General features: G+C 70.9%; 24 protein-coding genes. 14 read left to right on the forward strand and 10 right to left on the reverse strand.

The genetic code is table 11. The annotated features are described in order from the left end of the window. Positions 1–28 precede the first annotated feature (28 nt). The 3 genes from ACQP2O_RS13850 to ACQP2O_RS13860 all read left to right on the forward strand — a co-directional run bounded on the left by ACQP2O_RS13850 (position 29) and on the right by ACQP2O_RS13860 (position 2,900). Positions 29–1,324 (forward strand): MFS transporter, encoded by a 1,296-nt coding sequence (locus ACQP2O_RS13850; protein WP_433183888.1) that lies wholly within the window; start codon positions 29–31, stop codon positions 1,322–1,324. Positions 1,325–1,427: 103 nt separating this feature from the next. Further along, positions 1,428–2,279 (forward strand): DegV family protein, encoded by an 852-nt coding sequence (locus tag ACQP2O_RS13855; RefSeq protein ID WP_433183891.1) that lies wholly within the window; start codon positions 1,428–1,430, stop codon positions 2,277–2,279. A gap of 174 nt (positions 2,280–2,453) precedes the next feature. Next, entirely contained in the window at positions 2,454–2,900 is a 447-nt protein-coding gene (locus ACQP2O_RS13860; protein ID WP_433183893.1) for a YbaB/EbfC family nucleoid-associated protein, read from the forward strand. Between the two features lie 54 nt (positions 2,901–2,954). On the opposite strand, the gene ACQP2O_RS13865 is transcribed toward ACQP2O_RS13860, so the two are convergent. Next, positions 2,955–3,647 (reverse strand): WXG100 family type VII secretion target, encoded by a 693-nt coding sequence (locus ACQP2O_RS13865; RefSeq protein ID WP_433183895.1) that lies wholly within the window; start codon positions 3,645–3,647, stop codon positions 2,955–2,957. A gap of 33 nt (positions 3,648–3,680) precedes the next feature. Then, the gene (locus ACQP2O_RS13870) at positions 3,681–4,994 is read right to left on the reverse strand and encodes a hypothetical protein (RefSeq protein WP_433183897.1); all 1,314 of its coding nucleotides are present in this window, start codon (positions 4,992–4,994) and stop codon (positions 3,681–3,683) included. Between the two features lie 297 nt (positions 4,995–5,291). Between ACQP2O_RS13870 and ACQP2O_RS13875 the strand changes: the two genes are divergently transcribed. Next, positions 5,292–6,065, forward strand: coding sequence for a helix-hairpin-helix domain-containing protein (locus ACQP2O_RS13875; protein WP_433183900.1), 774 nt, complete (start codon positions 5,292–5,294; stop codon positions 6,063–6,065). A 1,976-nt stretch (positions 6,066–8,041) separates the two neighbouring features. Next, the gene (locus tag ACQP2O_RS13880; protein WP_433183903.1) at positions 8,042–9,868 is read left to right on the forward strand and encodes a ComEC/Rec2 family competence protein; all 1,827 of its coding nucleotides are present in this window, start codon (positions 8,042–8,044) and stop codon (positions 9,866–9,868) included. A 640-nt stretch (positions 9,869–10,508) separates the two neighbouring features. On the opposite strand, the gene ACQP2O_RS13885 is transcribed toward ACQP2O_RS13880, so the two are convergent. The 3 genes from ACQP2O_RS13885 to ACQP2O_RS13895 form a co-directional block, all read right to left on the reverse strand. Beyond that, positions 10,509–11,033, reverse strand: coding sequence for a hypothetical protein (locus tag ACQP2O_RS13885; RefSeq protein ID WP_433183906.1), 525 nt, complete (start codon positions 11,031–11,033; stop codon positions 10,509–10,511). 37 nt (positions 11,034–11,070) lie between these two features. Further along, positions 11,071–11,616 carry a hypothetical protein gene (locus ACQP2O_RS13890; protein ID WP_433183909.1) on the reverse strand — a complete coding sequence of 182 codons (546 nt, stop codon included), beginning with the start codon at positions 11,614–11,616 and terminating at the stop codon, positions 11,071–11,073. A gap of 282 nt (positions 11,617–11,898) precedes the next feature. Continuing rightward, positions 11,899–12,936, reverse strand: a complete 1,038-nt coding sequence (locus ACQP2O_RS13895) for an LLM class flavin-dependent oxidoreductase (protein WP_433183911.1) — start codon at positions 12,934–12,936, stop codon at positions 11,899–11,901. Between the two features lie 359 nt (positions 12,937–13,295). Between ACQP2O_RS13895 and ACQP2O_RS13900 the strand changes: the two genes are divergently transcribed. The 3 genes from ACQP2O_RS13900 to ACQP2O_RS13910 all read left to right on the forward strand — a co-directional run bounded on the left by ACQP2O_RS13900 (position 13,296) and on the right by ACQP2O_RS13910 (position 15,362). Further along, positions 13,296–13,772 carry a hypothetical protein gene (locus ACQP2O_RS13900; protein WP_433183914.1) on the forward strand — a complete coding sequence of 159 codons (477 nt, stop codon included), beginning with the start codon at positions 13,296–13,298 and terminating at the stop codon, positions 13,770–13,772. 49 nt (positions 13,773–13,821) lie between these two features. Continuing rightward, positions 13,822–14,781, forward strand: coding sequence for a DNA polymerase III subunit delta (gene holA / locus ACQP2O_RS13905; RefSeq protein WP_433183917.1), 960 nt, complete (start codon positions 13,822–13,824; stop codon positions 14,779–14,781). Positions 14,782–14,855: 74 nt separating this feature from the next. After that, complete coding sequence (locus ACQP2O_RS13910; RefSeq protein WP_433183920.1) at positions 14,856–15,362, forward strand: hypothetical protein; 507 nt, start codon at positions 14,856–14,858, stop codon at positions 15,360–15,362. Positions 15,363–15,493: 131 nt separating this feature from the next. On the opposite strand, the gene rpsT is transcribed toward ACQP2O_RS13910, so the two are convergent. After that, a complete protein-coding gene (gene rpsT / locus ACQP2O_RS13915) occupies positions 15,494–15,766 on the reverse strand; it encodes a 30S ribosomal protein S20 (protein ID WP_345431584.1) in 273 nt (90 codons plus the stop codon). 219 nt (positions 15,767–15,985) lie between these two features. Here rpsT and lepA point away from each other — a divergent pair, with 219 nt between their 5' ends. From lepA to hemW, 4 genes are all read left to right on the forward strand, one after another. After that, entirely contained in the window at positions 15,986–17,806 is a 1,821-nt protein-coding gene (gene lepA / locus ACQP2O_RS13920) for a translation elongation factor 4 (RefSeq protein ID WP_433183923.1), read from the forward strand. Positions 17,807–17,912: 106 nt separating this feature from the next. After that, complete coding sequence (locus tag ACQP2O_RS13925) at positions 17,913–18,779, forward strand: LLM class F420-dependent oxidoreductase (RefSeq protein WP_433183926.1); 867 nt, start codon at positions 17,913–17,915, stop codon at positions 18,777–18,779. Between the two features lie 188 nt (positions 18,780–18,967). Beyond that, positions 18,968–19,414 (forward strand): ATP-binding protein, encoded by a 447-nt coding sequence (locus ACQP2O_RS13930; protein WP_433183929.1) that lies wholly within the window; start codon positions 18,968–18,970, stop codon positions 19,412–19,414. 103 nt (positions 19,415–19,517) lie between these two features. Next, on the forward strand, positions 19,518–20,726 hold the full coding sequence (hemW, locus tag ACQP2O_RS13935; RefSeq protein WP_433183931.1) for a radical SAM family heme chaperone HemW: 1,209 nt from the start codon (positions 19,518–19,520) through the stop codon (positions 20,724–20,726). Between the two features lie 10 nt (positions 20,727–20,736). On the opposite strand, the gene ACQP2O_RS13940 is transcribed toward hemW, so the two are convergent. The 4 genes from ACQP2O_RS13940 to ACQP2O_RS13955 all read right to left on the reverse strand — a co-directional run bounded on the left by ACQP2O_RS13940 (position 20,737) and on the right by ACQP2O_RS13955 (position 24,158). After that, a complete protein-coding gene (locus ACQP2O_RS13940; protein ID WP_433183933.1) occupies positions 20,737–21,774 on the reverse strand; it encodes a DUF4870 domain-containing protein in 1,038 nt (345 codons plus the stop codon). A 9-nt stretch (positions 21,775–21,783) separates the two neighbouring features. Beyond that, positions 21,784–22,437, reverse strand: coding sequence for a DUF4870 domain-containing protein (locus ACQP2O_RS13945; RefSeq protein WP_433183935.1), 654 nt, complete (start codon positions 22,435–22,437; stop codon positions 21,784–21,786). 102 nt (positions 22,438–22,539) lie between these two features. Then, positions 22,540–23,361 (reverse strand): DUF3097 domain-containing protein, encoded by an 822-nt coding sequence (locus ACQP2O_RS13950; protein ID WP_433183938.1) that lies wholly within the window; start codon positions 23,359–23,361, stop codon positions 22,540–22,542. Positions 23,362–23,411: 50 nt separating this feature from the next. Continuing rightward, positions 23,412–24,158 carry an MBL fold metallo-hydrolase gene (locus tag ACQP2O_RS13955; protein ID WP_433183941.1) on the reverse strand — a complete coding sequence of 249 codons (747 nt, stop codon included), beginning with the start codon at positions 24,156–24,158 and terminating at the stop codon, positions 23,412–23,414. 192 nt (positions 24,159–24,350) lie between these two features. On the opposite strand from ACQP2O_RS13955, the gene hrcA reads away from it, so the two are divergent. Beyond that, positions 24,351–25,364 (forward strand): heat-inducible transcriptional repressor HrcA, encoded by a 1,014-nt coding sequence (hrcA, locus tag ACQP2O_RS13960; RefSeq protein WP_433183944.1) that lies wholly within the window; start codon positions 24,351–24,353, stop codon positions 25,362–25,364. Then, positions 25,365–26,495 carry a molecular chaperone DnaJ gene (gene dnaJ, locus ACQP2O_RS13965; RefSeq protein WP_433183947.1) on the forward strand — a complete coding sequence of 377 codons (1,131 nt, stop codon included), beginning with the start codon at positions 25,365–25,367 and terminating at the stop codon, positions 26,493–26,495. Positions 26,496–26,548 lie beyond the last annotated feature (53 nt).

Below are 26,548 nucleotides of genomic sequence, written 5' to 3' on the forward strand. Positions count from 1 at the left end.
ACCGCGCGCGACCATACCCTGAGCGATCGTGATCAATAAGACGACCTCGGAGACGGCCGGTTCGAGCAAGGCACGCGGAGGCGTCGTTCTGATCGGCGCGTTGCTCATCGACTCGGTCGGCAACGGGCTCTTCCTCCCCTTGTCCCTGGTGTTCTTCACCCGGCTCACCGATGTGCCGCTGAGCCTCCTCGGCATCCTGATCAGCGTCGCCAACGTCGTCACGCTGCCGGTCCCCGTCTGGGCCGGTGCGCTGGCCGACAGGCTGGGCGCGCTGCCGCTGGTCGTCGCCGCGCAGGTCATGCAGGCGCTCGGCTACCTCGCCTACACCCGGGTCGACGACCCGGTCGGCATCTTCCTCGCGGCGAGCCTGGTGGCCGTGGGCGCGCGGTTCTTCTGGTCGAGCATCTTCACCGCGGTCGCGGACTACGCCGACGCGAGCACCTCCACGCTGAGCATCGACTCCTGGTTCGCCTGGACCAACACGACCCGCACCGTAGGGCTCGGCGTGGGGGGCCTGATCACCGGCGCCGTCGTGGCCGACGGCCGAGCCGTCGCCTACCGCGCCGTCGCCTACGGTGCGGCCGCCTGTTTCACCGTGGCCGCCGTCACGATCACCGTCTTCGTTCGCGCCCCACGGCTCCGCCACGAAGGCGGACAAGCCCGGTCCGGATATGGAACGCTCCTCCGGGACCGCCCGTTCCTCGCGCTGACCGGTATCAACACGGTCCTGGCGATGACGAGCATGATGCTCGCCCTGGGGTTGCCCACCTTCGTGCTCACCGGCCTGCACGGGCCGGCGTGGATCACCTCCGCGCTGTTCGTCGGCAACACCGTCCTGGTCTCGGTCCTGGCCGCACCCGTCGTCAAACGGCTCGCCGGCTACCGGCGCACCCGAGCCGTCATGACCGCGGCCGCCCTGTGGGCCGTGTGGTGTCTCCTGCTGTCCGGTCTCGTCCCAGGCCGCCACGCCTGGGTGATCCCCGTGCTGATCGGTTCCACGGCACTGTTCACCCTGGCCGAAATGCTCCACGCACCCGTCTCGATCGCGCTCGCGACCGCGATGTCTCCCCCCGAGTTCAGGGGGCGCTACATGGCCGCTTACCAGTACTCATTCACCATCGCCGGGATAATCGCGCCGACGTTCTTCGCCACGCTGTTCGACCTCCACCGCGCCCTGCCGTGGGTCGTCCTCGGCGTGATCGACTGCCTCGCCATCGTCGCCATACGGCTGCTGGAGCCGAGTCTGCCGCCTGGGGTGCAGCATGACCTCGCCGGCGAGGTCGGCGGCGGTCACGAAGAGCCGTCCACGGTCCATCCGGCGTAAGCGGCACGCGATTCGCGAGACCCGGTTGCACGTCTCGGACGACGGTGACGCGCGGTCGTCCAGGTTCAACCGTTTATGTCGCTTACCGCCCTACACTCCCGGTATGACAGCAGCGGTCGCGGTCGTCACTGATTCCACCGCTTACCTCCCTGACGAACTGGTCGCGGCGCACGGCGTCACCGTCGTGCCGTTGCAGGTCGGCGTCGGCGGGGAGACGTTCGAGGAGGGCCTGGGCCGTACGGCCGTCGAGGCGGCTCACGGGTTCCGCGACTGGCGGCCCGTCACGACGTCCCGGCCGTCGCCGGAGAGCTTCGCGGACGCCTTCCGCAAGGCGACGGAGTCGGGGGCCTCTGGGGTGGTGTCCGTCCACCTGTCCGCGGAGATGTCGGGCACCGTCGAGTCGGCTCGGCTGGCCGCCAAGGAGGCGCCGATCCCGGTTCGCGTGGTGGACAGCCGATCGCTCGGCATGGGGCTCGGCTTCTCCGTCCTGGCCGCCGCCCGGGCGGCGGTCGCCGGCGGCGACCTCGACGCCGTGGCCGACGCCGCGGTACGCCGGATCCGGGCGACCCGCTCATTGTTCTACGTCGACACGCTCGAGCATCTGCGCCGGGGCGGCCGGATCGGCGCGGCGGCGACGCTCCTGGGCTCCGCACTGATGATCAAGCCGCTGCTGCGCGTCGCGGACGGGCGCATCGCGCCGCTCGAGAAGGTCCGTACCACCTCGCGAGCGCTCGCGAGGCTGGAGGAACTGGCCGTCGAACTCGCCGGTGACCGCCCCGTCGACGCCGCCGTCCAGCACCTGGCCGCGCCCGTACGGGCCGCCGCCCTCGCCGGTCACCTGCGGGAACGCATTTCGCAGCTGCACGACCTCTACGTCGGAGAGGTCGGGCCGGTCATCGGTGCGCATGTCGGCCCGGGAATGCTCGGCGTGGTCGTGTCCCGCCGGGAGCAATGAGTCATCCGCGGTGGGGGCGTCGCATGCCGTCATGGCTCGGGCGACGGCAGGTAATTCGTCGCGGCGAACGGCGGTGGGATGCGCGGCCGCGGAACCGGGGGCGTGCGGTTTTGTGGAGCCCGGATGGTGTTTAGGGCGATAATCGGCAGTCGGGTGAATACAGAGGGGGATGCCGTGGAAGGCTTCGGGGATTTCGCCAATATCGATGTCGACAAGCTGCTCAGCGGGGCGCACGAACGAATGGCGCGCGTCCAGGAGATGCAGGAGCAGTTGGCCGACCTCGTCGGGCAGGCGGAGGGAGCCGAGGGTCGCGTCAAGGCGACGTACACCATGGCAGGCGGGCTGACCGATCTCGACATCGATCCACGGGCCCTGCGCATGGGATCCAAGGATCTCGCGGCCACCATCAAGGCGACGGTCCACGAGGCGGCGCAGGACCTGCAGCGCCAGGTCGCGGAGATCATGAGCGGGGTCTTCGGCGAGGCGGACAATCCGATGAAGCTCGTCGGTGACCGGGACGCCGCCGTCGCCAAGGTGAAGGAGGCGCAGGCCGCCTACGACCGTACGATGCAGGACGTCATGGGCCAACTCGACGCCGTCCGTAAACGTCTCGGACTGTGACCATCCGCCCAGCACCGGGAAGGACGACCGTCCGGCGCTGGGCCATGCCGCAGATCAGGTCGGCGTGTTCGGGTTCGTCGGCATGTTCGGGGTCGCCGGCATGAGAGTCGCCTGCTGGAAGTTGACCGGGCCGTTCCCCGTCGGGTTCATCGCCTTGTGCTGGGAGTACATGTAGACCCCCACGCCGCCGCCGATGATGCCGGCGATCGCGATCAGGGCGGTCTTCAGGCTGATGCAGGAAGCGGACAGGACGGTGTCGCAGATCCCGGCGACGGCGTTGCCCGCGGCCTCCAACGCGGCGCCGCCGATGATGGTCCACGAAGTCGCCAGGATGCTGGTCGCCCACACCGCGAGGAGCGTCCCGATGGCGAAGGCGAGCACCGCGAACGCGAAGAACGCGTATCCGGCGATCTTCAGCATCCCGCCGACGTCATCGGTGAACTGATGAACCTTCGTCAGCTCCCCTTTGTACTTGTCCAGCGCCGTCTGGAACGCCTCGCGGCCGCCCTCCTGCCACTTGTCCTCAGGCACCCCCTTGGCCAGTTCGTCCAACTTCGTGCCGACCTGCTCGAGCTGTTTCGCGGTCGTCTTCCAGTCGGTGCCCGCGTTGTCCATCTGACCGGGGTCCGAGTACGCCAGGCCCATCTCGATGACCGCGGGGTAGGCGCCAGGGATCACGCATGCGGCGTACATCGTCTCCGCGATGGCCGCCATGCACATCCACTTGCCCGCTTCCAACATGCTCATGTCGTCGTTCCCCTCATGTGACCAAGCCGGCCGTCACTGTGGCGGCTGGACGGTGCTGGCGTTCTCGCCGTCCTGCCACGTCTGGGCGTTCGTGCCGAGAGTCTTCTGCCAGCTCGTGAGCATGGACCGGCCCTGCTGCGCGTAGGTGGCCGCGCTGTTCCGTACGGTGTTGTGCGCCATGTTCAGCGGAAAACCGAGCACGCCGAACGCCGGCCAGCTCACGCTGATGTTGGACGCCTTCTCGTGAGCGGTGTCCATCGTCCCGCCCGCCTCGCGGTCGATGTCGTCGCCGAGCTTCCTGATCGCCCGAGGATCGCCGTTGCGCTGCCCGCCGCCCGCACGCGGCTGTTGAGTGGTCGGGTTACCGCCGCCGCCTCCCGAAGGGCCACCGCCCCCCGATGGACCGCCGCCCCCGGACGGGCTGCCACCGCCTCCGGAAGGGCTGCCGCCCCCGGCCGACGGGGTCTTCGGCGAGGCTGCATCGTCCTTGCCCTTGCCGTCCTGGCCCGTCGCGTCCTTGCCCTTCGGGTCGGTTCCGGGCGCTTTGCCCTTACCGTCCTTTGACGTACCGTCACCCGGCTTGGCCTTGTCGACCTTGACCTTCACGTCTCCGTGCTTGCCGCGCGACAGGTCGATCTTGACGTGCTTGCCGGGATCGACGTGGACGCGGATGTCGTGCGGGTTGTGCGGACCCTTGCGGACCAGGACGTCGAGGCTGCCGTCGGGGTTCTTGGTGGTGACGACCTGCGGTGCGTGCTTCCCGAATCCGTGCTCGGAGACGTCCGCCTCGGCGGCGTGCGGGCCCTCACCTTTGATGTGCTGCGGTTGCTGGTCGTGTCCCTTGCCGGAAGGGTGGTCGGTGTTCGATACGCCGTTCGTGAAGTCCTTGCCGGAAGGGTGGTCGGTGTTCGACACACCGTTCGTGAAGTCCTTGCCGGACGAACCGTCACCGTGGTGAGCGTGTTCGGCTCCCGGCTGACCGTCGCTCTGCCGGCCGTGGCCCTTCTCAGTGCCGCCCGCGTGCTGCCCGGTGCCGCCCGCGTCCGAAGCGGTGCCGGCATGGGACACCTTTGCGGAGCCATCGGCCAGGACATCGACGTTCAGGCCGTCGTCACCGGCCGCGACCTCGTTCCCGTCGACGTACACCTGTGCGTCGGAGTCGGACGGCAGCTCGCCCTTTCCGGCGTCCGTCCCGCTCGGGACCGTGTATCGGTCGGGCGTGGTGTTCTGGACGCTTCCTCCCTGGGAGTTCGTCCAGGAGGGGTTCGCGGATCCGGTGTTAGAGGTGGCGCCCGCCGTCCGATCGGATGAGCCGTTCAACAGCATGTCGATGCGGTTCTCGCTCATCGGACTCCGATCGCAGGCCAGGTGTCGCTCACGCCGGAATTAGACCACAGGATTAGATATCCGGTTCCCCGGCCGACCTACTCTTCATGACTCATATTCGAGGAGTCGTCAACGGCATCGATCACAGATCGTCCCATGAGGTCCGCGCGACTCCCCGCCGGAGAGAGGCCGGTCATCGCGCACTCGGCCCGGTCCGCCTGGCCGTTCTCTCGCCGTTCTCTCGCCGCTCGTAGCGAGTTATCCACAGTTCGCATCGAGGTGGTCGCGGTGGGTCATCGCTCCGTTAGCGTCGGGCTCATGTCCAGCTCCGATGGCAGCGCCTTTGATCGACTACGTGACGTCTTCCGTCCGCCGCAGTCGTTCGGGCCCGACGACGCGGACCCGCGACCGCCGGGAGCGGTGTTACACGCCTCGCCCCAGGACCCCGGGAGACGGGTGCGGCTCGACCCGGGCGTCCCGGGGATCCGTGTGCTGGCGGTCGTCGGCCTCGTCGCGGCGCTCGTGGCGGGTGCGTACCTCTGGTGGTCGCGTCCGGAGCCCCGGTCGGCCCCACCGGTCGTCGTCAGTCCCGCTGCGCACCGGTCCGCCCCGACGGACGCGTCGGCGCCGAGCCCCGCCGCACCGACCTCCTCGTTGTCGCCGGTGCTGATCGACGTCGCCGGGAAGGTACGGCATCCGGGCGTGGTGAGCCTGCCCGCCGGCGCCCGCGTCATCGATGCGATCAAGGCGGCCGGCGGGGTTCGGCCCGGCACCGAGACGGGCACGCTCAATCTGGCCCGCCGCGTCGTGGACGGTGAGCAGATCCTCGTCGGAGTGGACGCCCCGCCCACGCCCGCCGCCCCACCCGGGGCGCCGCCCGGCGCCACGGTTCCGGGCGGTACGCCGGTCGACCTCAACACCGCCAGTGCCGCCCAACTCGACCAGCTCCCCGGCGTGGGTCCGGTGCTGGCCCAGCGCATCGTCGACTACCGCGCCCAGCACGGACCGTTCCGTTCGGTCGACGAGCTGCGTCAGGTGTCCGGTATCGGAGCCGCCAAGTTCGGGGACCTCAAAGGGCTGGTGACCGTATGAGCACCCCACCACGGATGGTTCAGGCCCTTTCCGAATCGGGGCCGCGAGGCACCGACCGAGGTCGGGGCGCCTGCGGGCGGCTGGGCGGTCGGGCTGCGCGGGCAGGCGGCCCGGTGCCGATGCCGGGGAACGGCGGAGCAGCCGGGGATGCACTGCCGGCGGTTGCCGGGGTGCCGGGAACGGTCGGGCGGTCGAGTGCTCGGCACCGCGGAGCGGTCGGAAGCCTGGTGTTGCGAGCGGTGGAGGGGCGTGTGCTGGGGAGCCCGGCGTCGGTCTCCACGCGGAACGTCGCAATCCGCCAGGCGCCGGAGTCGCTGCGGCACGGCACCTTTCGCCCGCTTCCACGCGACCGCTACCGAGGTGTCGAGGCCACCGGAGAAGGCGATCCCAACACGTTCACCGACCGGCAGAGACGTGAGCTCGCTCCGGCTCGCCGCGACCCTCGTCGACCAGGTCATACCGCGTCCTGGCCACGGCGTCGCCGCTGTACGTGCCGCCGTGTGAGCCGGGCCGGGCCCTGCGCATCAGCGGCGCGGGTGGGGATGGGCCGCTGGCAGGTGACGGGTGTTGGAGGGGAATGCCGGAGCGGCGGAGGGCCGAGTGCTGGGGGAACAGTGGGGCGGCCGGAGACGGGCCGCCGGGAGTTGGTGCGCTGCCGGGGATCGGTCGGGGGGCGGGTGCTGGGTAACGGTGGGGCGTCCGGGAGGCGGGCCGCTGGCAGGTGAGGGTTGTCGGAGGACGACGGAGCCGTGGAGGGTCGGGTGCGGGGGAACGGTGGGGTGGCCGGAGAGGGGCCACCGGGAGTTGGTGCGCTGCCGGGGAACGGTCGAGCGGTCGGCGGCCGGGTGCTGGGTAACGGTGGGGCGGAGGGGGAGGGGCCACTGGCAGATGGTGCGCTGCTGGGGAACGGTCGAGCGGTCGAGGGCTCGCTTCTGGGGAATGGCGGGGCGGTCGGTGGCCCGATATCGGGGGACGGTGAGGGGGCCGGGACCGGGCACCCGACGGGCGGCGGTCACGACCTGCGACTGGCCGCCCCGGCGGTCGGTGCCTGGCTGGCGGCCCTCGTGCTGCTCGGGACCGAGGCCGCCGTGGCGTACGCGACTGCTGCGGTCGCGGCCCTCGGGGCGGTGCTCCTGGCGGCCATCTCGGCTCGAGACCAGACCTCCTACGTCGCCGGCGCCTTGGCCCGGTTGGCCAGAGACAGGTTGACATGGGCCCGGTTGACCGGAGGTCGCTTGAGGGGAGACGGGGCGATCATGGGCCGGTCGCTCAGGGCTGGGTCGCTCAGGGCTGGGTCGACTGTGGGTGGGTCCGTCACGGGTGGGTCGACTGTGGGTGGATCGGTCACGGGTGGGTCGACTGTGGGCGGGTCGGTCGGGGGCGTGTCGGCCAATGATCTGTCGGCTACGGACTTGCCGGCTGGGGACCTGTCGGCTGGGGGCCGGTCGCTCGGGGGTGGGTCGACTGTGGGTGGATCTGTCACGGGTGGGTCGACCGTGGGCGGGTCGCTCCGGGGCGTGTCGGCCAATGATCTGTCGGCCGCGGACTTGCCAGCCGCGGACTTGCCAGCCGCGGACTTGCCGGCCGGGGACCAGCTGGCTGGGGGGCGCTCGGCCTTGGGACGTGTGGCCTTTCGGCGGGTCGTGGTGGGCGCGTTGGTGTGCGTCGCGGCGTCGGCGGTGGGGGTGGGGTTCCGGCTGACCGCGGTGGGGTCCGGGCCGGTCCGGGCCTTGGCGTCGAGGGAGGCAACGGCCTCCCTCGACGCGGTGGTGACCGGCGACCCGGCGGTGTCGGTGAAGGCGGGGTCGGCGCGTCGGCGCACGACCGTGCTGGTGCCGGTGCGGGTGGAGGAGGTCGATCGGCGGCGGGTCCGGGTGCCCGTTCTCCTGCTCGCGGGTGACGAGGCGTGGAAACCGCTGGTGCCGAGTCAGCACGTCCGCTTAATCGCGCGGCTCGTCGTCCCGCGCCGCGGTGAGTTGCTCGCGGCCATCGGCCTCGTCCGAGGGCCGCCGACGGTCGTTGGCCGGCCGTCGCTCCCGCAGCGGTGGGCGAGCGTCATCCGATCACGGCTGCGGGCGGCGGTGGGCCGGCTCCCGGCCGACCAGCGCGGTGTACTGCCCGGTCTGGTGGACGGTGACACGTCGCTTCTCGACCCTGAGCTCGCCGACGCGTTCGAGAAGGCCGGGCTCACGCATCTCATGGCGGTCAGCGGCGAGAATCTCTCCCTGCTGATCGGCGCCGTTCTGATGGCGGGCCGTCTCACGGGGCTGGGCCGTCGCGCCCTTCCGCTGTTCGCCGGGGCGACGGTCTTCGGGTTCGTCCTCGTCGCACGACCGTCGCCGAGCGTCCTGCGCGCGGCCGTCATGGGCTCCGTCGCCCTGCTCGCCGTCGTGACCGGTCGGGAGCGCCGTGGGGTCCCGGCGCTCTGCGCGGCCGTCCTCGTGTTGGTCCTGCTCGACCCGGGGCTCGCCCGTTCGTACGGCTTCGCGCTTTCGGCGCTGGCGACCGCCGGCATTCTCATCCTTGCGCCCCCGTGGCGGCGGAGCCTGGCCCGGCGGCTGCCGGGGAGCGTGCCCGGGCGTGTCCTTCGCCGCGTGGCCGGCATGCTGGCGGAGCCACTGGCGGTGTCCGCCGCGGCGCACGTCGCCTGCGCACCGGTGCTCGTCCTGCTCGACGGCGAGGTGAGCCTGGTCGCGGTGCCGGCCAACCTGCTGGCCGCTCCGGCGGTGGGGCCCGCGACTCTGCTCGGTGTGCTGGCCGCCGCCGTCGCGCCGATGTCCCTGCCGATCGCCCGGTGGATCGTCGTACCGGCCGGGCTGGCGGTCGGCTGGATCGCAGGCGTCGCACGGGTGTGCGCCCGCGCGCCGTACGCCGCGGTCGCCTGGCCGGCCGGGCCCGTCGGTGCGGCGCTGCTGGCGGGCGTGTTCATCGTCGGCGCGCTCACCCTGCGCCGGCCCGGCGCGCGCAGGGTCGCCGCCGCCGCGATGGCCGGGGTCGCCGCCGTGGCCCTGATCGTCCACGTCTGGGCACCTGGCTGGCCGCCACGCGGCTGGCGGTTCGTGGCCTGTGATGTCGGCCAGGGCGATGCGCTCGTGCTGGCGGCGGGGCCCGGCCGGGCGGTGGTCGTCGACACCGGTCCCGCCCCTGGGCCGATCGACCGCTGCCTGAGTGACCTTCGGATCCGCACCGTGCCGCTGCTCGTGTTGACCCATCCGCACGCCGACCACGTGGACGGCGTGCGCGGCGTCCTGCGCGGGCGCGCGGTCGGCGAGACCGTGATCAGCCCGGACAGCGAGGGGGAGGAGCGCCGTCTGCTCGCCGGGAGGCGGGTCCGCCCGGCGGGCGTCGGCGACGTCTGGACGGTCGGACCGCTGACGCTCGGCGTCATCGGCCCCCTGACCACCCTGCGAGTCTCGACCCGCGACCCCGGAACGCTGGTCAACGATGCCAGCGTGGTGCTCCTCGCCCGCTGGCCGGGCCTGAGTGCGCTCCTCTGCGGAGACGTCGAGACCGAGGCACAGCGGAGACTGCTGGCCGCCGGGATGCCTCAGGTCACCATCTTGAAGGTTCCGCATCACGGGTCGTCTCACCAGGATCCCGACTTCCTGGCCGCCGCGCATGCGCGGATCGCCGTCACATCGGTCGGGGCGGACAACGACTACGGTCATCCGGCGCCCGCGACGATGGCCCTGCTGGCCCGCCTCGGTCTGCGGAGCTACCGCACGGACCGCGACGGCGACATCGCCGTCATCGGCTCCCACGACGGCCCCACGGTCGTCACCCGGCGACCGAGATCCGGATGACGAGATCATGCGGCTCATGTCCCGCCGCGTGAGGTGTGTGAGGCCGCTCCGGGAGGGCCGGGCACCACCGCCGAGTCCACGCTGGCCGGCGTGCGCGGCGCCAGTGGCTGCCGCCGACAAGTCGTGTGCAGGTCGTCCGCGGTCGGCGTCGCCGAGTCGCCCCCATGTTCGCCGGTTGCGGGTATCGCCGAGTCGTGTGCACGTTGCCGGTGGCGGCTGCCGACGAGTCGAATGCGCGTCGCGGGCGGTCGCGTCGAAGGTCGCGTGTACATCGCCGGTGGCCCCGAGGGTCGCGTGTACATCGCCGGTGGCCGCGCCGAGGGGGTGCGTGCACGTCGTCGGCGGTCGGCGCTGCGGAGTCGGACCTGCCCAGCGTCGGCGTGCCTCTGCCCGCACCCATGGCCGGGACGAGCCGCCGTCACCGCGGCCGTCCCGTGGCGACCGCCGGGACGAGCCGCCGAACACGGACCCACCGCAGCACGGCCCCTCCGCGGCCTCACGCGGCTGACTGAACACCCGGCATGCGCGTCGCCGGTAGCCCGGTCCGGGGGAGTCGCGTGCGCCTCGCCGATGGTCGGCACCGACGAGACGCCTGCAGTAGGCGCTGACGAGACGCCTGCGGTTCGCTTGGGCGACGGCGTCAGACCGTCTTGTTGATCGCCCAGATGTCGTGCGAGTCGTAGTTCCGTGGGAAGGAGTTGCCGTCGATCATGCAGGACTTGTTGCTCTTCCGGTGGCCGAGGTCTCCGGTGTGGCCCACCTCGTGGCAGCCGAGGCTCTCCCAGGCGCTCGTCGAGCGGGACCCCATCGCGGATTGGTTGAAATGGATGCTGAAGCTTCCGCACTTCGGACCGTTACGAACCTCGCACCGTGTCTGGCCGAACCAGCCGGTGTTTCCATACTTCCCGTCGAAGAAGTGGATGTCGCCACTTCCCCATTTCGTCGTTATCTTGCTGCGTTCCAGCTGCTGCTTGCCGTGCTTCATCGCCGCCGTGCCCTTGGCGGTCAGGCTGTGCCCTTGGAAGTCCTGGGTCTTGTTGTCCGGGAGTCCCGAACCCTTGAACTGGTGGTCCGCATAAGATGCCGGAGCCCCGAACACCGCGATGACCGCCGTGCAGCCGGCGATGGCCGCGATGCGCGCCGAAGAGATTCGCATAATCGTCATGCGCCTTCCGTGAGGATCGACTGGGTCTTGGCGTTCGCTATCGAGGCACCGGGACGGCGCGGAGGCGGCCGGCGCGATAGTTGTCGGAGGCCTTTCGCAAGGAAGTACGGAAGGCGGTCTCCGACTGCCTCTCGACCGCTTCGTGAATGGGGTTGTCCTCCGCCGCGGTCGGGGTCAGTCGAGAGCTCTTGGCCGAGACGCGGCCCTGCGTGCTGACCAGCCGGAACCGCGCCGGTCCCTCGTCGATCCTCCGGAGGAAGTAGTAGTTCTCGTCTCCGGTCTTGCTCCAGGTGACGCCTTCGATCTGAAAGCCGTGCCCGCGGTCGTCCCAGCCCCACTCGTCGAGCGTCACCGTGGCCGGCGTGGTGCCGGTCTTGTTGAGGAAGACCTGCTCGACCGTGATCACCACGTCCCGCACGCGCTGCCCGTCCATGCCGCTGCTGCCGATGTGGCGGCCGGGAGTGATCCGGGTGACACGGCCGCGGATCACCAGGTCCGATGAAGCGGTCATCGTCGGCACATCGTCGTATGTCTCGACCTCTTTGACGGCCGCCACCTCCCGCGGCTTGACGTCGAGTTTCACCGCGGAGACATTCGTCGACCCCTCGCCGGCGCGTGCGGGTGCGGTCGCCGAGGACGGCTCTGCCGGAGACGAGCAAGCGGTCAGCGACGTTATGGCCGCGACGACGAGAAGCGGGCTCAGGCGACGGCCGGAGCTTTTGAATTTCACCACGAAGACCTTTCGACGTGCGCCATTCCCCGCGATGCGCGACCGGATCAGACGGTCAGTATGTTCGTCGGTCTTTATGTGGTGAAGAGGCCAGGGGCCTAATCGGATTAGGCCCCTGGTCCCGATGAAACGGCCTTAGACGGCGGCCAGATCCTGCGATCCACCCGTGGTGAGGACCTCTTTGACCAGCTCGTACGAGCGCAGTCGTGCGGCCGGATCACCGACGTTCGTGGAGATCATCAGTTCGTCCGGCTGGGTGCGGTCCAGCAGTTCGAGGAGCCCCTTGCGAATCGTTTCCGGGCCGCCGATCACGTGCGACCCCGTGATCGCGCCGATGGCCTCGCGTTCCTGGGGCGTGTACGGGTGGGCCAGCGCCTCCTCCGGCGTCGGCAGCAGACCAGGCTTGCCGGCCCGGAGCCGCAGCATCGACAGGCCCATGGGAGCGGCCAGCCGTTCCGCCTCCTCGTCCGTCTCGGCGCCGACGACGGCGGCGGTCACCATGACATGCGGACGGGACAGCGACTCGGACGGCTGGAACGTCGAGCGGTACAGCTCCAGCGCGGGCTCGGTGAACCGCGCGCTGAAATGGTGGGCGAACGCGAACGGCAGCCCGAGCGCACCCGCGAGCTGCGCGCTGTAGCCGCTCGAACCCAGCAGCCAGATCTCCGGTGGGTTCTCGCCCGCGGGCACCGCCCGGATGCCGAGGGAGGAACCGGCGAGGAACGCCCTCAACTCCGCCAGGTGCCGTGGGAAGTCCTCGACGTCCAGGTCGGCGGTCCGCCGCAGCGCGTACGCGGTGGCCTGATCGGTGCCGGGCGCCCGGCCGATGCCGAGGTCGACGCGGCCCGGGTGCAGTGCTTCGAGCATGCCGAACTGCTCTGCCACGACCAGAGGCGCGTGGTTGGGCAGCATCACCCCGCCCGAGCCGACCCGGAGCGTGGACGTCGCCTCGGCGAGATGCGCGATCAGGACCGGCGGCGAGGAGCTGGCGATGCCGGGCATGTTGTGGTGTTCGGCGACCCAGAACCGGTGATATCCGAGGCGCTCCACCGCACGGGCCAACTCGATGCTGGCTCGCAACGCGGCACCGGGGGTGGTCTGCGTGTCCACCGGTACGAGGTCGAGCACGGACAGGCGTACGTCATTGAGTTCGAGCACATTCGAACAACCCACGGGCGGCTCCGTGGATTCCGGACCCGACCGATCCGGGCGCGGGGACTCGACCGGAGCGGCCCGCCCATCCACCGCGGCCGCGACGCGGCCGATTGCGGGGAGCCGCCTCGCGCCGTCCGCAGGCCCTGGAATCCGCCGTGCCGTCGGTGTGGCTGGGGTCGGTCGGGCCGCCGGCGGGCCTTGGAGCCTGCTGCGCCCTCGGCAGGGCCGGAGTCCGTCGGGCCGCAGACAGGGTCCTGGAGCCTGCCGCACCGTCGTCCGGCGGAAGGCCGCGCGGGGCATCCCGGTTGCGTATCGACACCGTTCGCCTGTGCCGAGATGTCCTGATCACCGGGCATCATTGGACAATGCGCCGAGGAATGTCCCGAGTCCCCCAACCGCACGGATTCCTGCCCCGCGTCGCGCGTACCCCGCTGTGGTTCTACCACCGGGACCTCGGTTTCCTCCTAGGAAAGCGGTTCCTCTATCTCGCACACCAGGGGCGGCTGAGCGGGTTGCGCCGCGAGGCCGTGCTGGAGGTCGTGAAGCTCGACCATGAGACCGGCGAGGTCATCGTGTTCTCCGGGTGCGGCAACGGCGCCGACTGGGTGAAGAACCTCCGGGCGGGCCGTGCCCTCGAGATCCGCATCGGGCATCTCCGCCTCCTCGAGCCGGAGCATCGCTTCCTGTCCCACGAGGAGCGCCGGGCCGTGCTCGTCGAGTACAAGGAGGTCCGTCCGCTGACCTGGTGGGCCCTCGCCCGGCTGACGGGGCTACCGGGTGACCCGAAGAACGACGACATCGGCGACATGCGCGCCGTCGCCTTCCGCCCGAACCGGTGGGACGTCCCGTCCTGACGGCCGCGGGCGGGCCATACGGCATGCCGCGACATGGCATGCTGCTTGCGTGTCTTCGGAACGTCTCACCTTGGTCGTCGGTGACGAGGAGCTGCTCGTCGACCGGGCGATCGGCGACGTCGTCGCCGCGGCCCGTGCCCGGGAGCCCGACGTCGAGGTCCACGAGCTGACCCCGGCCACCCTGGCGCCGGGGGCCCTGGCGGAGCTGACGTCGCCCTCGTTGTTCGGCGGCGGGCGCGTGGTCGTCCTCCGCTCGGCCCAGGACTTCGGCAAGGACCTGGCCGCCGAACTCGGGCGGTACGCCGCGAACCCGGCCGACGACATCGACCTGGTCGTCGTGCACGCGGGCGGCGTCAAGGGCAAGGCACTGCTCGACGCGTTCACCAAGGCGGGCGCCCGTAAGGTCACCTGCCAGAAGATCACACGGCCCGGCGATCGCGTGAGCTTCGTCCGTGCCGAGGTCCGCCGGGCCGGTGGCAGCATCGGAGAGGACGCCGCCCGTACCCTCCTCGACGCGGTCGGCACGGATCTGCGGGAACTGGCCAGCGCGTGCAGCCAGCTCGTCGCCGACACGGGCGGCCGGATCAATGACGAGGCCGTCGCCCGCTACCACCGGGGACGTGCGGAGGTCAGCGGGTTCACCGTGGCCGACCGGACGGTGGAGGGGAAGCTCGCCGAGGCCCTCGAACAGCTCCGCTGGGCGCTGGCCACCGGCGTCGCGCCCGTGCTGATCACGAGTGCGCTGGCCCAAGGGGTGCGCTCCCTCGCCAAGGTCGGCGGCGCGCCGCGCGGCCTGCGTGGGGCCGGGCTGGCCAAGGAGCTCGGCATGCCGCCGTGGAAGGTCGACCGGGTGCGCGCGCAGCTTCGCGGCTGGGAGCCGGCCGGGGTGGCGCGGGCGCTGCAGGTGGTCGCCGAGACCGACGCGCAGGTCAAGGGCGGTGGCGCCGATCCGGCGTACGCGCTGGAGAAGGCCGTCGCCCAGATCGTCGCCGCCCGAGCGGGCCGCTGACCACCCGGCGGGAGGCGGCCGCCCGGCGATAAATCCGTTTCGCGCCGACCGTCCCGTACCGCACCCTGATCCTCATGAACACGATCAGAGAGCCACGTCTCGGCGTCGACTTCGGCCGGGTCATCCAGGGAGGAGCGGCCGAACCCGGGGAAGAGGACACCGTCTTCCTGAGCGGCGGGTTCGAGGAGGCGATGCGCACTCCGCCCACGCCCGGCGCGTTCGACGTGCTGCCCCGGCTCGTCACACGGTTCGGCGGACGGGTATGGGTGATCTCAAAGTGCGGGGAACGCGTCCAGCGGCGCACCCTGGACTGGCTCGATCACAACGACTTCTACCGGCATACGGGGATCCCGCGCTGCAACGTGCGGTTCTGCCGCAAACGCGCCGACAAGGCCGTTCACTGCGCGGAACTCCGCATCACCCACATGATCGACGACCGCCTCGGCGTGCACAACGCGCTACGAGGCCTGGTGCCGCACCTCTATCTGTTCGGCCCGCAGGGCGACTCGCCGCCGGACTGGGTGGAGGCCACACCGACCTGGACCGACGTCGAACGGGCGATGACCGCGACGCACCCGTGACCGCGCCGAGCAGGCGCTCACGGTGACCGGTGGCCGACCTCACCGACTGCGACCAGGTGCCGAGGCGTAGGCAGCACAACGACGCCGCGCCCTCACCAGCGGGCACGGCGTCGGTGACGCGTCGATCTGTCTTACTTGGCGGCCTGCAGCTCGGCGGCGCGCTTGGCGATCGCCGACTTGCGGTTGGCAGCCTGGTTCTTGTGGATGACGCCCTTGCTCACGGCCTTGTCGAGCTTGCGCGAAGCGTGGCGCAGCTCGGCCAGGGTGGCCTCGACGTCACCGGCCTCAGCGGCCTCACGGAACTTGCGGATCGCGGTCTTCAGCTCGGACTTGACCGCCTTGTTGCGCAGGCGAGCCTTCTCGTTCTGCTTGTTCCGCTTGATCTGGGACTTGATGTTCGCCACGAAAGAAGCCTCAGGTCTTAAGTCGATGGGATGGGGGCGCGGGACCTGTCGCGCCCACACGCAGTGGAACAGCTTACCAACCCACCGGCCCCTCCCCAAACCGAACCGGCCGGCCGGTCGCGGAGAGGGCGTCCGCGGGTCGGGCGACGCACGGCGGGAGCATGGCACCCGGCATGGGACCATGGAAGACGCTAGATCCGCCACTTCTTGAGGAACCCGGTGCCGCCCGTACCGAACCAGACCGATCCCGCGGTGATCCGCAACTTCTGCATCATCGCGCACATCGACCATGGCAAGTCGACGCTCGCCGACCGCATGCTTCAGCTCACCGGTGTGGTCGAGGAGCGTCAGATGCGCGCTCAGTATCTCGACCGGATGGACATCGAGCGCGAGCGCGGCATCACCATCAAGAGCCAGGCCGTGCGCCTGCCGTGGAAGGACCACGTCCTCAACCTGATCGACACGCCCGGCCACGTCGACTTCTCGTACGAGGTGTCGCGTTCGCTGGCGGCGTGCGAGGGTGCCGTGCTGCTCGTCGACGCGGCGCAGGGCATCGAGGCGCAGACGCTGGCCAACCTCTACCTCGCGCTCGAGGCAGACCTGCACATCATCCCGGTCCTCAACAAGATCGATCTGCCGGCCGCGCAGCCGGACAAGTACGCCGCGGAGCTCGCCGGCATCATCGGCTGCGACCCCTCCGAGGTGCTGCGCGTGTCGGGCAAGACGGGCGAGGGCGTCACGGAGCTGCTCGACAACATCGTCGCGACGGTCCCGGCGCCGGTGGGCGACCCGGACGCTCCGGCCCGCGCGATGATCTTCGACTCGGTGTACGACACCTACCGGGGCGTCGTCACGTACGTGCGGGTGGTCGACGGGCACCTGTCGCGGCGCGAGAAGAGCCTGATGATGTCCACGAAGGCCGCGCACGACACCCTCGAGGTGGGCGTGATCTCGCCCGAGCCCAAGCCGGTCACCGGCCTCGGCGTCGGCGAGGTGGGCTACCTCATCACCGGCGTGAAGGACGTCCGTCAGGCCCGGGTGGGCGACACCGTGACGAGCGCGTCCGGCCCGGCGGCGGAGTCGCTCGGCGGCTACCAGGATCCAAAGCCGATGGTGTTCTCCGGCCTTTATCCGGTGGACGGCGACGACTATCCCGAGCTGCGCGACGCGCTCGACAAGCTGCGCCTCAACGACGCAGCGCTGGTCTACGAGCCGGAGACGTCCCTGGCGCTGGGCTTCGGGTTCCGCTGCGGCTTCCTCGGCCTGCTGCACATGGAGATCGTGCGCGAGCGGCTGGAGCGGGAGTTCGACCTGTCGCTCATCTCCACCGCGCCGAACGTCGTCTACCGCGTGGTGATGGAGAACGCCGAGGAGCACACGGTCACCAACCCGAGCGAGTTCCCCGAGGGCAAGATCGGCGCGGTGTATGAACCGATCGTGAAGGCGACCATCCTGTCGCCGAGCGACCACATCGGCGCGATCATGGAGCTGTGCCAGGGCCGGCGCGGCGTCCTCCTCGGCATGGACTACCTGTCGGAGGACCGCGTAGAGATCCGCTACACCCTCCCGCTGGCCGAGATCATCTTCGACTTCTTCGACCAGCTGAAGTCGCGCACCCGCGGATACGCCTCGCTCGACTACGAGCCGAGCGGGGAGCAGGAGTCCGACCTGGTCAAGGTGGACATCCTGCTGCAGGGCGAGTCGGTGGACGCCTTCAGCCAGATCGTCCACAAGGACAAGGCCCGCGAGTACGGCCTGATGATGACGGCCAAGCTCAAGGAGCTCATCCCGCGGCAGCAGTTCGAAGTCCCGATCCAGGCGGCGATCGGCGCGCGGATCATCGCCCGGGAGAACATCCGCGCCATCCGCAAGGACGTCCTCGCCAAGTGCTACGGCGGTGACATCTCCCGTAAGCGCAAGCTGCTGGAGAAGCAGAAGGAAGGCAAGAAGCGGATGAAGACCATCGGCCGGGTCGACGTTCCGCAGGAGGCCTTCGTCGCCGCGCTGTCGACCGGGGCGGCCACCGAGAAGAAGAAGTAGTCACCGCGTCGCCGTGCGGCTCCCGCCCGGCGACGCGTCTTCGGATCGGCTCCACCGGGGCAGGCTGACCGTGACAGTGGTCGGCCGGGACGGTTGGAGGAAGACGATGGTGAACGTCGGCCGGGTGGGCATCTGGAGTTTCGGGCTGCGCAACGACGATCCGAACGCCGCGGGCGAGATCCGGGACGCGGCGGCGGAGCTCGAACGGCTCGGGTACGACGCGATCTGGCTCGGCGGAAGCCCGGGGGTGCACCACGCCGAGCCGGTGCTGGAGGCGACCTCCCGGGTGGTCGTCGCCACCGGGATCCTCAACATCTGGGAGTACGCAGCGGCCGACGTCGCGGCGCGGCACAAGGCGGTGTCCGCGGCCCATCCCGGACGGTTCCTGCTGGGCCTGGGCGCGAGCCACGCCGGCCTCGCCGAGGGCTACCGCAGGCCGTACTCCGCGATGGTCGCGTACCTCGACGGGCTCGACGCCGCAGGAGTTCCGCGATCCGAGCGCGTGCTGGCCGCGCTGGGGCCGCGCATGCTCGCGCTGTCCCGGGACCGCGCGGCCGGCGCCCACCCGTACCTCGTGACGCCCGAGCACACGGCGCTGGCGCGGGAGATCCTCGGCTCGGACCGCATGCTGGCCCCCGAGATCAAGGTGGTGCTCAACACCGATCTCGAGCGGGCGCGTGCGACGGCACGGCGGCACCTCGGCTTCTACATGAAGCTGCCCAACTACACGAACAACCTGCTGCGACTGGGCTTCACCGAGGAAGACTTCGCCGAGGGCGGCAGTGACCGCCTGATCGACGCGGCCGTCGCGTGCGGTGACGTCGAGGCGGTACGGGGGCGGATCGCCGCTCATCGTGAGGCGGGCGCCGACCATGCGGTCCTCCAGGTGCTCACCGACGACCGGAGCGGGCTGCCCCGTACGGAGTGGCGGGAGCTCGCCGCCGGCCTGGGACTGGACCGGCGGGGTTCGTGACGCAGGCAGGCTCACGGGAGGGGCGCTGTGACGAACCTCACCGCGGCGAGGGCGGACCGCGGGTGGGTAGGGGTTCGCGGCCGATAAGGGGCCGTTCATCTGCTCCGTCCGAAAAACCGTAACCGGCGATCCGGGTTTTCGACCGCTACGAGGGGAATGAGGTCGTTCCGTCTTTTTAGGGAGGAGTTGTGGATGCTGCCATAGCGCGACCGGAGACGTACCCCTGCGATCCGTGCGTCCCGGCCGCCATGACGCTCGTCGGAGTGATCGCACTGCCCGGGACGGAGCGGTCGGTCGCGGCGGGCCGTGGATTCGTGCGGGACGCACTCGGCTCCCACCACCCCGCGCTGGATGTCGTCGGCCTGAGCGTGAGCGAACTCGCCACCAACGCGATCAGGCACACCCCCAGCGGAGCCGGCGGCCGGTTCACGATAAGGCTCGCCACCGCGGACCGCCGGATCCGGGCCGAGGTCGTCAACGACGGCGTGATCGACGGAGAACCCCACCGCAGGAGCGAACCCGGCATCGACGCCGAGCACGGCCGCGGGCTGCTCCTCATCGACGCCCTCGCGGACCGCTGGGGCGTGACGCGGTGCGCCGGCACGACCACGGTGTGGGCGGAGTTCGGCTACTGAGTCGTCCGCCGTCCTGCGGTTCCGTGAGCGAGTCGGGCCGCCCCTCGCGCCCCGGCGTCGTACGCCGTCCCGGGCATCCGTCCGGTGGCGGCAGACTTGAGGGGTGCCCTCGACTCTGCCCGACGGAGATCCGGTCCCCAGCGACGGCGCGCTGCCCGGCAGCGCCCTCGAAGGTCTCGGTGATCGTCCGTTCGGCTTCTACGTGCACGTGCCGTTCTGCGTCACCCGCTGCGGCTACTGCGATTTCAACACCTACACGGCGACCGAGCTGCGGGGCGCGTCACGCGAGGCGTACGCCGACACGGCCATCGCCGAGATCCGCCTCGCCCGCCGCGTGCTCGGCGACGTCGACCTCCCCGTCGCGACCGTCTTCGTCGGAGGCGGTACGCCCACCCTGCTGCCCGCCGACGACCTGGGCCGGATCCTCGACGCGATCGGCAAGGAGTTCGGGCTGGCGGCCGACGCCGAGGTGACCACCGAGGCCAACCCCGAAACGGTCGATCCGGGCTATCTCGCAGGTCTCCGGGAGGCGGGCTTCACGCGCATGTCCTTCGGGATGCAGAGCTCCCGAGAACACGTCCTGGCCGTCCTCGACCGCACGCACACGCCCGGCAGGCCGCAGCAGTGCGTCCGCTGGGCGCGCGAGGCCGGGTTCGAGCACGTGAACCTCGACCTCATCTACGGCGCGCCGGGGGAGAGCGACGCCGACTGGCAGGCCAGCCTCGACGCCGTGCTCGAGGCCCGCCCCGATCACGTCTCGGCGTACGCGCTGATCGTCGAGGAGGGCACCCGGCTGGCCGCCCAGGTGCGGCGTGGTGAGGTCGCCGCGCCGGACGACGACGCCATGGCCGACCGCTACCTCGCCGCCGAGCGCACGCTCGGCGCCCACGGGCTGAACTGGTACGAGATCTCCAACTGGGCGGCGGACGACGACGCCCGCTGCCGGCACAACCTCCTGTACTGGACCGGAGGCGACTGGTGGGGAGTCGGCCCGGGCTCGCACAGCCACGTCGGCGGCACCCGCTGGTGGAACGTCAAGCACCCCGCCGCGTACGCCGCCCGCCTCGCGGCCGACACCACGCCGGCGTACGCCCGGGAGGTTCTGGACGCCGCCGACCGGCGGTTCGAACGCGTGATGCTCGAACTGCGCCTGGCCGACGGCTGCCCCCTCGATCTGCTCGACGACGCCGCCGTACGCCGCGCGGTCGCGGACGGCCTGCTCGTCGCCGAGGCCTACGCGGCGGGACGCGCGGTGCTGACCCTGCGCGGGCGGCTCCTGGCCGACGCGGTCGTCCGTGACCTGACGCCCTGACGGGCCGCGATCACTTGATCATCGGCCAGCACAGCCACTTCGGGATCACGTACGGCTGGGCCTTGCTCGCCCGTACCGCGCCCATGATCAGATAGATCAGGTGCGCCACGCCGTACACGACGAGCACCGGAAGGACGACGATCGCGCCGATCCCGAACGTGACGACGATCAGCAGGATGCTGCCGAACGTGAGGATCAGGCTGGTCAGCGCGAGGTTCAGCGCCTGCGCTCCGTGTTGGCGGACGAACGGCGACCGGTCCTTGCGCGACGCGTAGACGACGAGCGGCGCGATGAACCCGATCGCGAACTGCCCGACGTACGCCATGAGCGCCCACGTCGTGTCGTCGGCCGCCGTGATCCCCGAGTTGGCGTACGCCGGCGGTCCGTAGGCGTACGGGACGGGAGGACCGCCGTACGGCGGTCCGGGCGGGTGCGGAGGACCGCCGTACCCGGGACCGTGCGCTTGCGGACCGGGCGGCGCGCCGTACGGCCCAGGCCCTGCCGGCGGGCCGCCGTAGGGCCGCCCGTACGGTGGCGGCTCGGCCGGCGCGCCGTACGCCCCTGACGGTTCGGTCGACGGGCCGTACGGCCCCGGTAGTGCGGGCGGTCCGGCCGGCGCGCCGTACGGCCCCGGCAGCGCCGACGGTCCGGTCGGCGGCCCGTGTGCACCCGGTGGTGGCGGCGGCTCGGTCGGTGGCCCGTACGCACCAGGCAGTGCCGGCGGCTCGGTCGGCGGGCCGTACGGCCCTGGTGGCATCGGGGGTTCGGCCGGGGTGCCGTACGGGCCTGGTGGCGCCGGGGGCCCGCCATACGGCGGTCGGCCGGGGGCGTCATCAGGCGGCGTGTCGTACGGTTCCGCCCATGACGGTTCGGGCGGGGGACCGGCCGCAGGCGGCTGGCCGGGGGCGGTGTCATACGGCGGCTGGCCGGGCGGCGTGTCGTGCGGTTCCGGCCACGACGGTGCGGGCGGGGGAGGAGTGGAGGGCGGGCTGTTCAGCGCCGGGTCGGGCGGTTCGAAAGAGGGCCGGGGGTCCTGTGGCTCGCTCACACGACATCCCTACCGCAGGATCGGCCAGGCGGCGATCGAGGGCAGGCGGTACCACTCGCAGCGGTTCGCGCCGATCGCGGCCTTGACGACGCAGAAGTACTCGATGGCCAGCACCGCCAGCGTGATGAGCAGCCCCTGCGGGCCGATGAAGTAGGTCACCGTGAAGGCGGCGACGTTGCAGGCGGTCATCGCGATGGACAGGTTGAGCGCCTGGATCGCGTGGTAGCGCGCGAACCGCGAGGAACGGCCCTTGAGGAGGTAGACGATGGCCGGGGCGATGAACCCGGCGACGAAGATCCCGACGTAGGCGGGAACGGCCCAGCGTTCGTCCTCGTCCGTGACCGGCCCGCCGGTCGGCGTCGGCTCGCGGCGCCGCTTCGCGGGCTTGGGCGGGCCGTAGCCCGCGGCCGGAAGGGCCTGCTGTCCGTGCGGCTGCTGCCCGTGCGGCGCGGCGTACGGCTGCTGCTGGTACCCGCTCTGGTCATAGCCTCCCGGCGCGTATCCGGGCTGGGGGTACGGCGACGACCCGTGGCCCTGGGCGGGTGCCCGTCCATGGCCCTGGCCTCCGTGCCCCGGTCCGTACGCCTGGCCTCCCGGGCCGGGGCCGTAACCCGGTCCGCCGAGGCCGGGCCGTCCGTAGCCCGGTTGCTGGCCATAGGTCATTGGTGGTGTCCCTTCTAGCGGAACATGAGGAGATGTCGGGGCGTGACCGAAAGAGGTCGCAGTGTATGAGACGTACGCCGGCGCGGGATGGTTGCGGCGTCCTCAGTCCTGTTGCGGGACGGTGACGAAGTCGATCAACTCCTCGACCCGCCCGAGCAGCGCGGGCTCCAGGTCGGTGTAGGCGCGGACCCGGCCGAGGATCGTCTGCCACACCTCACCCGACTCGCCCCGCCAGCCGAGGGCGGCGATGACACCCTCTTTCCAGGACGTCCCGCGCGGCACGCGGGGCCACTCCGGGATGCCGAGCACCGACGGCTTCACGGCCTCCCAGATGTCGATGAAGGGGTGACCGGTGACGAGGACGTACGGCGAGGAGACCTCGGCGGCGATGCGGCTCTCCTTCGAACCGGTCACGAGGTGGTCGACGAGCACGCCCAGCCGGCGTTCCGGCCCGGGGCCGAACTCCTCGACGATGTCGGGAAGGTGGTCGACGCCCTCGAGGTACTCCACGACGACGCCCTCGACCCGCAGGTCGTGCCCCCAGATCTTCTCCACGAGCTCGGCGTCGTGGCGGCCCTCGACGTAGATCCGGCTCTCCTGGGCGACGCGGGCCCGGAGGTTCGGCACGGCGATCGAGCCGGACGCCGACCGCGTGGGCCCCGCCGCCCGTACGGGACGGACGAGCGTCACCGGCTTGCCGTCGATGAGGAACCCGGCCTTGGCGAGAGGGAAGACCCGGCGCTTGCCGAACCGGTCCTCCAAGGTCACGGCGTCCTTCTCGCAGGCGACGACCGCGCCGCAGAAACCGCTCGACGGGTCCTCGGCGACCAGGCCGGGCTCGGCGGCGACCTCCGGGATCTGCCCTTTCTTCGGGCGGCGCCAGTCGCCGGACAGAACGTCGCGTCCATAGTCTTTGCTCCGCACCCGTCGCACCGTACCGGTCACGGGGCGAGCGGGTCAGCCGTCCAAGAGCCTCACCGTGATCCAGGGTTCGGGTCCAGGTGGTCGTGGCCGCGCCGGACCGCCTCGCGCAGCGCCTCGGCCGGGTACGGCCAGTCGCCCGAGCCGAGGGCCTCCTCGAGGTCCAGCCCCGCGGCGTGCGTCTCTCGCACCCGGTGGGCCACCAGGTCGATCTCCTCGCGCTGGCGGGCCGCGAACTCCGGATCGACGGGCTCCCCGTGCCCGGGCACGAGCACGCCGTCCACGGCCCGCAGCAGCTCGGCCAGGGTGCCGGGCCACTCCAGCGGGAACGAGTCGCCGCCGTACGACGGCGGGCCCGACTGCTCGATCAGGTCGCCGGTGAACGCGCACCGGGCGTCGGGAACCCACACGACGAGATCGCCGTCCGTGTGGCCCCGGCCGAAGTGGCGCAGCTCGACGACGCGGTCGCCCAGGTCGAGCTCGGCGTGGTCGGTGACGAGGTGGTCCGGCGCGAGCAGCAGGTCGGTCTCGACCTTCTCCGCCCACCCGGGGAACTCATGCGTCAGCATCGGCCGCGCGGTGTGCGCCAGGTAGTCCGGCAACGACGTGTGTCCCCACCGCTCCCCGGCGAACGCGGCGTTGCCGAAGCAGTGGTCGAAATGGCCATGGGTGTTGACGACGATGGGATCATCGACGCCGAGCCGCCGAACGTCGTCGCGTAGCCGCACGCCCTGTGCGACACTCGCGCGGGTGTCGATGACGACGGCGCCCTCGGCACCGACGACGACCCCCACGGTCACGTCGAAGTCGGAATAACGGCGTTGGAAACAACGTTCCGCAATCTCGTGCCAGGTCACAGGAGTGACTCTGCCATGCTCGACGCGAGAACGTGATCCACCGGCGTCTCCTCGTGCGTGCCGCCGAGCCGTACACTTGGCACTCAGAGGAGAAGAGTGCCAGATTGAAGGGCTGTGGACACGGGAGGTGAGTGCGTGCTCGACGATCGAAAGCTGGCCGTGCTGCGAGCCATCGTCGAAGATTACGTATCCACCCACGAGCCGGTGGGTTCCAAGACGCTGGTCGACCGGCACAATCTCGGCGTCTCGCCGGCCACGATCCGCAACGACATGGCCGTGCTGGAGGAGCAGGGGTACATCGCCCAGCCCCATACCAGCGCGGGGCGCGTGCCGACCGACAAGGGATACCGGCTGTTCGTCGACCGGCTGTCCACGATCAAGCCGCTGTCCGCGGCCGAGCGGCGCGCCATCGAGACGTTCCTCGCCAACGCCTACGACCTCGACGACGTCGTGAGCCGTACGGTCCGGTTGCTGGCACAGCTGACGCGGCAGGTCGCCGTCGTGCAGTACCCCTCGCTGACGCGTTCGTCGGTACGGCACGTCGAGCTGGTGCCGATCGCGGCCCAGCGGCTCCTGCTCGTGGTCATCACCAACACCGGCCGCGTCGAGCAGCGGGCCATCGAGACCCACGAGGACGTCTCCGACGAGGCCATCGCACACCTGCGGGCGCTGCTCAACGCGCGTCTCGACGGGTGCTGGCTCACCGACGTGCCCGACGCCCTGGCCGACCTTCCGGATCAGGTTCCGGTCGGCGAGCGGCCCCTGGCCGCGACGGTGCTGTCAGTCCTCCTCGAGAGCCTTGTAGAGAAGCACGAAGAGAAGATAATCATCGGCGGCGCGGCGAACCTCGCCCGCGCCGACTTGTCCCAGAGCCTCCGTGACGTGCTGGAGGCCCTGGAAGAACAGGTCGTCCTGATGCGACTGCTCGGCGAGGCGGAGAACCCCTCCGGCCTCACCGTGCGGATCGGCACCGAGAACCCGCATGAGGGCCTGCGTACGACCTCGGTGGTCGCCACCGGGTACGGCGCGGGCGACCAGGCCGTGGCCCGGCTCGGCGTTCTCGGCCCGACGCGGATGGACTACCCCGGGACGATGGGAGCAGTGCGCGCAGTGGCACGTTACGTCGGTCAGATTCTGGCGGGGTCGTAAGTGGCGAACGACTACTACGCGACCCTCGGGGTGCGCCGGGACGCCAGTGCGGACGAGATCAAGAAGGCTTACCGAAGGCTCGCGCGTGAGCTGCACCCGGATGTGAACCCCGATCCGGCCACGCAGGATCGGTTCAAGGAGATCACCCAGGCGTACGAGGTGCTCTCCGATCCGAAGAAACGCGAGATGTACGACTTGGGCGCCGACCCGTTCGCGGCCGGCGCCGGCGCGGGAGCCGGCGGCTTCGGCGCGGGATTTCCGTTCAGCGACATCATGGACGCCTTCTTCGGCACCACCACCCAGCGAGGGCCGCGCAGCCGGGCCCGGCGGGGCCGCAACGGCACCGTGCGCGTGGAACTGGACCTGTCCGAGACGGCGTTCGGCACCACGCGCGAGCTGACGGTCGACACCGCCGTCGTGTGCAACAACTGCTCGGGCGCCGGTACGGCCCCGGGCACGCACCCCGAGACGTGCGACATGTGTCACGGCCGGGGCGAGGTGCAGCAGGTCACCCGGTCGTTCCTCGGCCAGGTCATGACGTCGCGGGCCTGCCCCCAGTGCGGCGGCTACGGCACCATGATCCGCAACCCGTGCGCGGAGTGCTCCGGCGACGGCCGGGTCCGCACCCGCCGCACGATCAAGGTGCGCATCCCCGCCGGCGTCGAGAACGGCACCCACATCCAGCTCGCGGGTGAGGGCGAGGTCGGCCCGGGCGGCGGACCGGCCGGCGACCTGTTCCTGGAGATCGTGGAGCGCCCGCACACGATCTTCGAACGGCAGGGCGACGACCTGCACTGCACCGTCCAGGTCCCGATGACCGCCGCCGCGCTCGGCACCACGCTGACCGTCGAGACCCTCGACGGCCCGGAGGAGATCGACATCCGGCCCGGCACCCAGTCCGGCCAGGTGATCCCGATGTACGGCCTGGGCATCAAGCACCTCAACGAGAACGGCCGCGGCGACCTCATGATCCACGTGAACATCGAGACGCCGACCAAACTCGATGAGGAGCAGGAGGAGCTCCTGCGCAAGCTGGCGAGCCTGCGCGGCGAGGAGCGCCCGCCGGGCAAGTTCTCCCCGGGCCAGCAGGGCTTCTTCTCCCGCCTCCGCGACGCGTTCAACGGGCGCTGAGCCACCGCGAAGGCCCCGTCCGGTCCCTGTGCCGGACGGGGCCTTCGTCATTC

This window comes from Actinoallomurus sp. CA-150999, from assembly GCF_050942425.1.
Lineage (GTDB): Bacteria > Actinomycetota > Actinomycetes > Streptosporangiales > Streptosporangiaceae > Actinoallomurus.

Excerpts from the sequence above, each read along its gene's own strand:
- ACQP2O_RS13870 (WP_433183897.1), bottom strand. The coding sequence starts at position 4,994 with ATGAGCGAGAACCGCATCGACATGCTGTTGAACGGCTCATCCGATCGG.
- ACQP2O_RS13945 (WP_433183935.1), bottom strand. The coding sequence starts at position 22,437 with ATGACCTATGGCCAGCAACCGGGCTACGGACGGCCCGGCCTCGGCGGA.
- ACQP2O_RS13885 (WP_433183906.1), bottom strand. The coding sequence starts at position 11,033 with ATGACGATTATGCGAATCTCTTCGGCGCGCATCGCGGCCATCGCCGGC.
- ACQP2O_RS13865 (WP_433183895.1), bottom strand. The coding sequence starts at position 3,647 with ATGAGCATGTTGGAAGCGGGCAAGTGGATGTGCATGGCGGCCATCGCG.
- ACQP2O_RS13925 (WP_433183926.1), top strand. The coding sequence starts at position 17,913 with ATGGTGAACGTCGGCCGGGTGGGCATCTGGAGTTTCGGGCTGCGCAAC.
- ACQP2O_RS13910 (WP_433183920.1), top strand. The coding sequence starts at position 14,856 with ATGAACACGATCAGAGAGCCACGTCTCGGCGTCGACTTCGGCCGGGTC.
- ACQP2O_RS13900 (WP_433183914.1), top strand. The coding sequence starts at position 13,296 with ATGTCCCGAGTCCCCCAACCGCACGGATTCCTGCCCCGCGTCGCGCGT.
- ACQP2O_RS13855 (WP_433183891.1), top strand. The coding sequence starts at position 1,428 with ATGACAGCAGCGGTCGCGGTCGTCACTGATTCCACCGCTTACCTCCCT.
- ACQP2O_RS13875 (WP_433183900.1), top strand. The coding sequence starts at position 5,292 with ATGTCCAGCTCCGATGGCAGCGCCTTTGATCGACTACGTGACGTCTTC.